We start from the raw sequence: 7,855 nt of genomic DNA, 5'->3' as shown, positions 1-7,855 counted from the left end.
AGTTGGAAGCCTCGCCCGTGGCGCTTTAGCGCTTAGGGCGGGGAGCAGTCACCTTTCATACAGCTCTACCTCTTTCTTACGCGAACGTCTTACCGAAATAATGCGAATGCTTTCGCCTCGGTAAGTGATAACGGCTGACCAGTGCTTCACACCAGTAAGACCAATAACAAGGTATCGGGGTTCATCGGATGAAGTTGCCTGAACCTCAAATAAATCCTGATCCTTCCACAAAGCTTGGGCGTCGTGGAAGTCGATCCCATGCTTGACGAGGTTCGCCTGGCTCTTGTCGTTGTCAAACTCAAAAGCATGCTTGAGTGTAAATTATTCCTTTTTTACTCATTAAGCAAGAATGTGCGATTGCTTGCCCTTGTTTATGTGTCCAATTCTATAACTTATTCTATGCTGGTATATCAACAACAAGGTATACTTGCATAGATATTCATAAAGTTTACGCTATTGGAGATCCCATGGATGCAGTAAGAAACCCATTTGTCCCAGGCGCCGGGAGTCGGCCACCAGAGCTTGCTGGACGGGAAGCGATCCTTAATGACGCACAGATAGCAATTCAAAGGGCATTGTTAGGTAAATCTAGCCGCTCACAGATGCTGCTTGGCCTGCGCGGTGTAGGAAAGACGGTGCTACTGAACAAAATCGAAGAGATGGCCGAAGCCGAGGGGCATATGACATCCTCAATTGAAGCGCCAGAGGGAAAATCGCTCAGTGAGTTGCTCCTGCCAAAGATTAATCAAGCCTTGCGCAAATTCTCGACCTCGGAGAATGCGAAGGCCAAAGCCCACCAGGCACTTCGGGCTCTTCGCTCATTTGCCTCCGCATTCAAGCTCTCGTACGGAGATACATCGATTTCGGTTGATCCGGAAGTAGGCGTCGCTGATAGCGGAGATCTGGAAGCAGATTTACCCGAATTATTCGTTCGCGTAGGCGAGGCTGCAAAGGCTGCCGGTAGAGCCTGGACGCTACTCATTGACGAAGTTCAATACCTGCGCCCTAAAGATTTGGCAGCTCTGATTGTCGCCCTCCATAAGGTTAACCAAAAAGTCCTGCCTGTTCTGTTCTTCGGTGCGGGGCTGCCACAAGTTGCAGCTCTTTCGGGCGATGCGAAATCATACGCAGAACGGCTATTTCACTACCCTGCTGTAGGAGCACTGAAGGATGCAGATGCGCAGGCAGCAATTAGACACCCTGTTGAGGATGAAGGTGAACACATAGACGACAAGGCGATCAGGGAGATACTAGCAAAGACTAAAGGCTACCCGTACTTTCTGCAGGAATGGGGTTATCAGTGCTGGAACCTCGCTGAGGAGCCGGGCATCAAGCTAGAAGATGCAGTGAAGGCTGCAGGGGAAGCAACAAAGCGGTTGGATGAAGGGTTTTTCAAGGTGCGATTTGATCGCTTAACGCCTAAAGAGCGAGAGTATGTTATCGCGATGGCAAAGCTTGGCGCCGGTCCGTACAGATCATCGGATGTAGCTGATTTACTGAACGAAACTAATCAAAGTCTGGGGCCAAGGCGCGCGCAGATCATCAGCAAGGGAATGATCTACAGTCCATCACACGGGGACATTGCCTTCACAGTTCCAATGTTCAGCGAGTACCTAATTCGAAACTTCGTGGAGGGTTCAGGCAAAGCGTAACTATGTGTTTGGCTATTTAAAACACCTGCATATTCTGCCCTACCGTGCCCATCTTTTTCTCCATCCTGCTGTTTTTGTTTGGTCTGTGTTGGCAATTCTGGTGTGGCCACCTATCAGTACCCGACTTCTTTACTGGGGATTTAAAAAGGACTAGAATAGTCTTCAATAGAAAAGAACAGGGGATGCCCTCGGGGCTGGATGTGCTTAGACTCAGTAAACTGACCGATTATGCCGTGGTGTTGATGGCGCAGCTGGCGCGTGAGCCAGGGCGTTTGTATGCCTCGGTCGAACTGGCGGAAACACTGGGTTTGCCAAAACCGACGGTGAGCAAGTTGTTAAAGATGCTGGTGAAGTCACAGCTGCTGGTGTCGCGTCGGGGTACGCAGGGTGGTTATCAGCTGGCGCGTGAGGCTCATCGTATTACCGTCAGTGATTTGATTGCCGCAATAGAAGGGCCGGTTGCCATGACGGAATGCAGTCTGGAAGACTCCCAGTGTGATCTGATCAGCCAGTGTGGTGTTGCCAACAACTGGCAGCGAGTCACCCTGGCAATGCATCAGCTACTGGCTTCGGTCACTCTGACCCAACTGGCACAAACCCAGCCGATTAAATTGCCCTGGGTACAGATACAAGCCCTGACTTTGCATGAGGCAGGCTAGAGGGCTGCTTGCAGCAAGGCATCAACTTGTCAGGACGCGTAAATACATCCCTGTAAGCTCTGGCTGCAACATCCTGTTGCAGACAGCCTGACAAGTGACACCTTGCACGCAGCTTGATCGCCCAGAAATAGAAAAAACGAACATATAGATAGACTTGATGATGCCCGGAGACCGCTATGGCGAGTGAAGAGATGGAGCAGCTGGTACGTAAAGAGTACAAGCAAGGCTTCGTAACCGATATTGAGAGTGACACACTCCCACCCGGACTGGATGAGGATGTGATCCGTTATATATCCAGCCGGAAAAACGAACCTCAGTGGCTGCTGGACTGGCGGCTGGAAGCCTTCCGTCACTGGCAGACCATGCAGGACCCGCAAGCCTGGGCGCACCTGTCTTATCCAAAAATTGATTATCAGGCAGTGTCTTATTATTCCGCGCCGGGTGCCAAAAACAAAAACGCACCCAAAAGCCTGGATGAGGTTGATCCCAAGCTGTTGGATACCTTCGAGAAACTAGGTATTCCGCTGCATGAACGCGCAGCACTGGCCGGTGTGGCGGTGGATGCGGTGTTTGATTCGGTTTCTGTCGGCACCACCTTTAAAGCCAAACTGGCTGAGGCAGGGGTGATTTTCTGCTCCATCTCAGAAGCCGTGCAGGAACATCCCGAGCTGGTGCGTCAGTATCTGGGCACCGTGGTGCCACCTTCTGACAACTATTATGCTGCGCTGAATACTGCGGTATTCACGGATGGCTCGTTTGTTTTTGTGCCCAAGGGTGTGACCTGCCCAATGGAGTTATCCACCTACTTCCGTATTAACGCTGCCAATACCGGGCAGTTTGAGCGCACGCTGATTATCTGCGAAGAAGGTGCTCAGGTGTCTTATCTGGAAGGTTGTACCGCCCCGATGCGTGATGAAAATCAGCTGCACGCAGCAGTGGTGGAGCTGGTGGCGCTGGATGATGCTTACATCAAATACTCTACCGTGCAGAACTGGTATCCCGGTGATGAAGAAGGCAAGGGTGGTATTTACAACTTTGTGACCAAACGTGGTGATTGCCGCGGTGATCGTGCCAAGATCAGCTGGACTCAGGTAGAAACCGGTTCAGCGATCACCTGGAAGTATCCCAGCTGCATTCTGCGTGGCAAGGATTCAGTCGGTGAGTTTTATTCAGTAGCAGTGACCAACAACTACCAGCAGGCCGATACCGGCACCAAGATGATTCACATTGGTGAAGGCAGCAGCTCCACCATTGTGTCCAAAGGGATTTCTGCCGGTCGTTCCAATCAGTCTTATCGTGGTCTGGTAAAAATTCTGCCGAGTGCCAAAAACGCCCGTAACTTCACCCAGTGTGACTCGCTGCTTTTGGGTGACAAGTGCGGCGCACATACCTTCCCTTATCAGGAAATTGGTAATGCCAGCGCACAGGTTGAGCATGAAGCCACCACGTCCAAAATTGGTGAAGACCAGCTGTTTTATTGTATGCAGCGCGGTATCCCGGAAGAGGATGCAGTCAACATGATCGTGAATGGCTTTTGCAAAGACGTATTCAAAGAGCTGCCGATGGAGTTTGCAGTGGAAGCCGAGGCTCTGCTGAACGTGACACTCGAAGGCGCTGTTGGTTAACACGGCACAGAATTCAAATTTTTAAAGAGAACAGAAGATGATCGAGATTAAAGATCTACACGCTAAAGTTGAAGGCACCGAGATTCTGAAGGGTCTGAATCTGACCATCAACCCCGGTGAGATCCATGCCATTATGGGGCCAAACGGGGCAGGTAAATCCACCTTATCGGCAGTGCTGGCCGGTCGTGATGGTTATGAAGTGACTAGCGGTTCGGTGATTTTTGAAGGCCAGAATCTGCTGGAGATGGCGGTGGAAGAACGGGCTGCTGCCGGTCTGATGCTGGCTTTTCAGTATCCGGTGGAGATTCCCGGTGTTAAAAATGTTTATCTGCTGAAAGCCGCTTTAAATGCCCAGCGCAAGGCGCGCGGTGAGCCGGAAGTGGAAGCCCCGGCTTTTATGCAGCTGGTGCGTGAACAACTCAAGTTCATGAAAATGGATAACAGCTTTTTACATCGTGCGGTGAATGAAGGTTTTTCCGGTGGTGAAAAAAAGCGTAATGAAATTCTGCAGATGCTGATTTTGCAACCGAAACTGGCCATTCTGGATGAAATTGATTCAGGTCTGGATATTGATGCGTTAAAAACGGTTTCTGAAGGGGTCAACTCCCTGCGTGCCGCCAACCGCAGTATTCTGATGATTACCCACTACCAGCGCCTGCTGGACTACATTGTGCCGGACTTTATTCATGTACTGGCTGATGGGCAGATCATCAAATCCGGTGACAAATCACTGGCACTGGAGCTGGAGGAGAGGGGTTACGACTGGTTGCTGGAGGGCACAGCATGAACCAGCCTCTTTCCAGTTATGCCGAGACTTTTACAGCCTTTAACAAGGAAGCCGAAAGTGGCTGGTTAAAAAGCCAGCGCATTGCTGCTTTTGCCCGTTTTGAGCATCTGGGTTTTCCCACACCGGATGTAGAACGCTGGAAATACACCGACACCAAGCTGCTGGCAAAGCGCCATTTTCAACTGGCTGCTGATTATGATTTAACTGCTGCCAAAACCCTGCTGGAAAACCACGGCTTACAGCTGGATGCCCACCGACTGGTGCTGGTGAATGGCGTGTATTCTGCTGAATTGTCCGATCTGAGTGGCATTCAGGACGCAGTGGTGATTGAGCCTTTATCCGAAGCGCTGAACAAAGAACTGGAGCTAACCAGTGGCATGATGGGTCGTCTGGCCGGTATTGATGTGGATGTGTTCACCGCGATGAACTTTGCTTTTGCCGGTGAAGGTGCGGTGATCCGTATCGGCAACAACCAGCAGTTAAAAAAACCGCTGCTGCTGACCTACCTGTCAACTCAGGTTGAACCAGCGACTATGGCTCATCCACGGGTATTAATTGCCGCAGGCAGTAACAGTGAATTGCAGCTGGTGGAGCATTTTGTGGGTGCAGAAGGTGCAGCCAATTTCACCAATCGGGTGCTGGAAGGGGTGTTGGAGCGTAATGCCCAACTGCGCCATACCCTGCTGCAAACTGGCAGTGATCAGGAATGGTGGGTGGGTCGTGTGCAGATCGAACAGAAGCGTGACAGCCGTTACACCTGCCATCACATGAATCTGGGTGGCAAGCTGGTGCGCGATGATCTGGTGGCGGATCTGAATGGAGAAGGGGCTGAATCCAGCTTTTCCGGTTTGTTGTTCGGACGCAACCGCCAGCATTTGGATATCCACAGTCTGGTGAATCACAACGCACCGCTGACCAACAGCTTTGAAAACTACAAAGCCATCCTGAATGATCGTGCTCGGGGTGTGTTTAACGGCAAGGTGATTGTTAAACGTGACAGCCAGAAGATTAACGCCCAGCAGAATAACGCCAATCTGCTGCTGAGTGATCAGGCCGAAATGGATACCAAACCTGAGCTGGAAATCTATGCGGATGATGTGAAGTGTTCACACGGTGCAACGACAGGTCAGTTGAATGAGGATGCCTTGTTTTATCTGCGTGCAAGGGGTGTGGATGAACAACAGGCGCGCGGTTTGTTAACGCTGGCGTTTGCTAATGAAGTGATTGATCAGCTGGACTTGCCGGAAGTTTATCAGCGGGTAGAAACCGCCGTGGCGGGTCAGCTGCCTCATAAAGTGGAACTGGATCTGCTCTGATGACCAATCTGAAAACCCTGCCACAACCGGCTTATGATTTGCAGGCACTGCGTGCCGAGTTTCCTATCCTGCAGCGTCAGGTGAATGGTAAACCGCTGGTGTATCTGGATAACGCGGCCACCAGCCAGAAACCCCTGTGTGTGATTGAAGCCATGGATGACTACTACCGTCAGACCAATGCCAATATCCATCGTGGACTGCATACCTTGTCGCAGGAAGCCACGGATGCCCACGAACGGGCACGGCAGAAGGTGCAGGGTTTTATCAATGCAGCATCCAGTCGGGAAGTGATTTTTACCCGTGGCACCACCGAAAGCATCAATCTGGTGGCGCAGAGCTGGGGGCGAACCAACCTGAAAGCGGGTGATCAAGTGCTGGTGTCGATGATGGAGCATCATGCCAACATTGTGCCCTGGCAACTGCTGCGCGAGCAGATTGGCATTGAATTGAAAGTGATTCCAATCCTGCCGGATGGCAGCCTGGATATGAATGCCTTCCATCGTTTGCTGACACCCCAGGTCAAACTGGTGTCGATCACTCAGGTGTCCAATGCGCTGGGCAGCATCACACCGCTGGAGCAGATGGTTCCGGCAGCCCATGCGCTGGGTATTCCGGTGCTGGTGGATGGTGCGCAGGGCATTCCGCATCAGCCGGTGGATGTGCAGGCGCTGGATGTGGATTTTTATGCCTTCTCCGGTCACAAGATGTACGGCCCGACCGGTATCGGTGTGCTGTATGGCAAGGCTGAACTGCTGGAAGCCATGCCCCCCTGGCAGGGTGGTGGTGACATGATTGATGTGGTGACCTTTGAAAAAACCACCTATGCCGCCATTCCTCACAAGTTTGAAGCCGGTACACCCGCCATTGCCGAAGCCATCGGGCTGGGTGTCGCGGTGGATTGGATGCAGCGAGTCGGTGTGCAGGCGATCAGCGACTGGGAACATCAGTTGCTGGTGTATGCCACCGAGCGCATGAAAACCGAACTGCCGGGTCTGCGTATTCTGGGTGAAGCTGAACACAAGGCTGGGGTGATTTCTTTTGTACTGGACGGTGCCCATGCTCAGGATCTGGGGTTGTTGACGGATCAACTGGGTGTCGCAATCCGTACCGGGCATCACTGCGCCATGCCGGTGTTGCACCACCTTGGAGTTAACGCCACGGCGCGGGCTTCTTTTGCGGCTTACAACACCCTGGATGAAGTGGATACCTTTGTGGCGGCACTGGTGCGGGTGCGGGAGATGCTGGTATGAGTCAGCTGTCTTCTAAGCGGTTAAACAAGGGTGACAAGCTGCAGCTGTTGCGGGAAACTGAGGTGATCTCGGTGCCTTTTGGCAAGGCGATTACCCTGCCACAAGGTGAGCCGGTGGAAGTGATGCAGGCACGAGGCAGCACGGTCAGTATTGGTCATCAGGGCCGTTTGTATATGGTGGAAGGCAGTAATCTGGATGCACTGGGTTTGCCACCGGTCGAACGTCCGATCCTCCCCAAAGGTGCCAGTAATGATCAGATTGCTGAATTTGCCTGGCAGCAACTGCGTACCTGTTTTGATCCGGAAATTCCGGTCAACATTGTGGATCTGGGGCTGGTTTACGGGCTGAAGGTGGTGGATCTGCTGGATGGTCGCAAAATGCTGAATATCAAAATGACCCTGACCGCGCCGGGTTGTGGCATGGGTGAAGTGATTGCTTCGGATGCCCGCCGCAAGATTCAGGGTGCGGAAGATCTGAGTCAGGTGAATACCGAGATCGTATTTGATCCACCCTGGTCACGCGAGATGATGACTGAAGATGCCCGGCTTGAGCTGGGCATGTTCTGA

The 7,855-nt window shown here is 52.1% G+C and carries 7 protein-coding genes and 1 pseudogene; 7 read left to right on the top strand and 1 reads right to left on the bottom strand.

Annotation, left to right across the window (positions count from 1 at the left end; genetic code table 11):
- Positions 1 to 48: 48 nt before the first annotated feature.
- Positions 49 to 285: pseudogene (locus IBX50_RS14940) on the bottom strand (BrnT family toxin); the annotation flags it as partial.
- A gap of 182 nt (positions 286 to 467) precedes the next feature.
- Here IBX50_RS14940 and IBX50_RS14935 point away from each other — a divergent pair.
- The 7 genes from IBX50_RS14935 to sufT all read left to right on the top strand — a co-directional run bounded on the left by IBX50_RS14935 (position 468) and on the right by sufT (position 7,855).
- The gene (locus IBX50_RS14935; protein ID WP_292257092.1) at positions 468 to 1,652 is read left to right on the top strand and encodes an ATP-binding protein; all 1,185 of its coding nucleotides are present in this window, start codon (positions 468 to 470) and stop codon (positions 1,650 to 1,652) included.
- A gap of 200 nt (positions 1,653 to 1,852) precedes the next feature.
- The gene (locus tag IBX50_RS14930) at positions 1,853 to 2,311 is read left to right on the top strand and encodes an SUF system Fe-S cluster assembly regulator (RefSeq protein ID WP_292257093.1); all 459 of its coding nucleotides are present in this window, start codon (positions 1,853 to 1,855) and stop codon (positions 2,309 to 2,311) included.
- A 176-nt stretch (positions 2,312 to 2,487) separates the two neighbouring features.
- Positions 2,488 to 3,936 (top strand): Fe-S cluster assembly protein SufB, encoded by a 1,449-nt coding sequence (sufB, locus tag IBX50_RS14925; RefSeq protein ID WP_292257091.1) that lies wholly within the window; start codon positions 2,488 to 2,490, stop codon positions 3,934 to 3,936.
- Positions 3,937 to 3,973: 37 nt separating this feature from the next.
- Positions 3,974 to 4,723: a Fe-S cluster assembly ATPase SufC gene (sufC, locus tag IBX50_RS14920; RefSeq protein WP_292257090.1), complete on the top strand. Its 750-nt coding sequence runs from the start codon at positions 3,974 to 3,976 to the stop codon at positions 4,721 to 4,723.
- The gene (sufD, locus tag IBX50_RS14915) at positions 4,720 to 6,039 is read left to right on the top strand and encodes a Fe-S cluster assembly protein SufD (protein WP_292257089.1); all 1,320 of its coding nucleotides are present in this window, start codon (positions 4,720 to 4,722) and stop codon (positions 6,037 to 6,039) included. Before sufC ends, sufD begins: the two co-directional genes overlap by 4 nt.
- A complete protein-coding gene (locus IBX50_RS14910) occupies positions 6,039 to 7,289 on the top strand; it encodes a cysteine desulfurase (RefSeq protein WP_292257088.1) in 1,251 nt (416 codons plus the stop codon). The genes sufD and IBX50_RS14910 overlap by 1 nt, the downstream gene beginning before the upstream one ends.
- Entirely contained in the window at positions 7,286 to 7,855 is a 570-nt protein-coding gene (sufT, locus tag IBX50_RS14905; protein WP_292257087.1) for a putative Fe-S cluster assembly protein SufT, read from the top strand. Before IBX50_RS14910 ends, sufT begins: the two co-directional genes overlap by 4 nt.

Source organism: Marinospirillum sp., assembly GCF_014859565.1.
The sequence above is the reverse complement of the archived record's forward strand: the minus strand, read 5'-3'. Positions and strand labels throughout refer to the sequence as shown.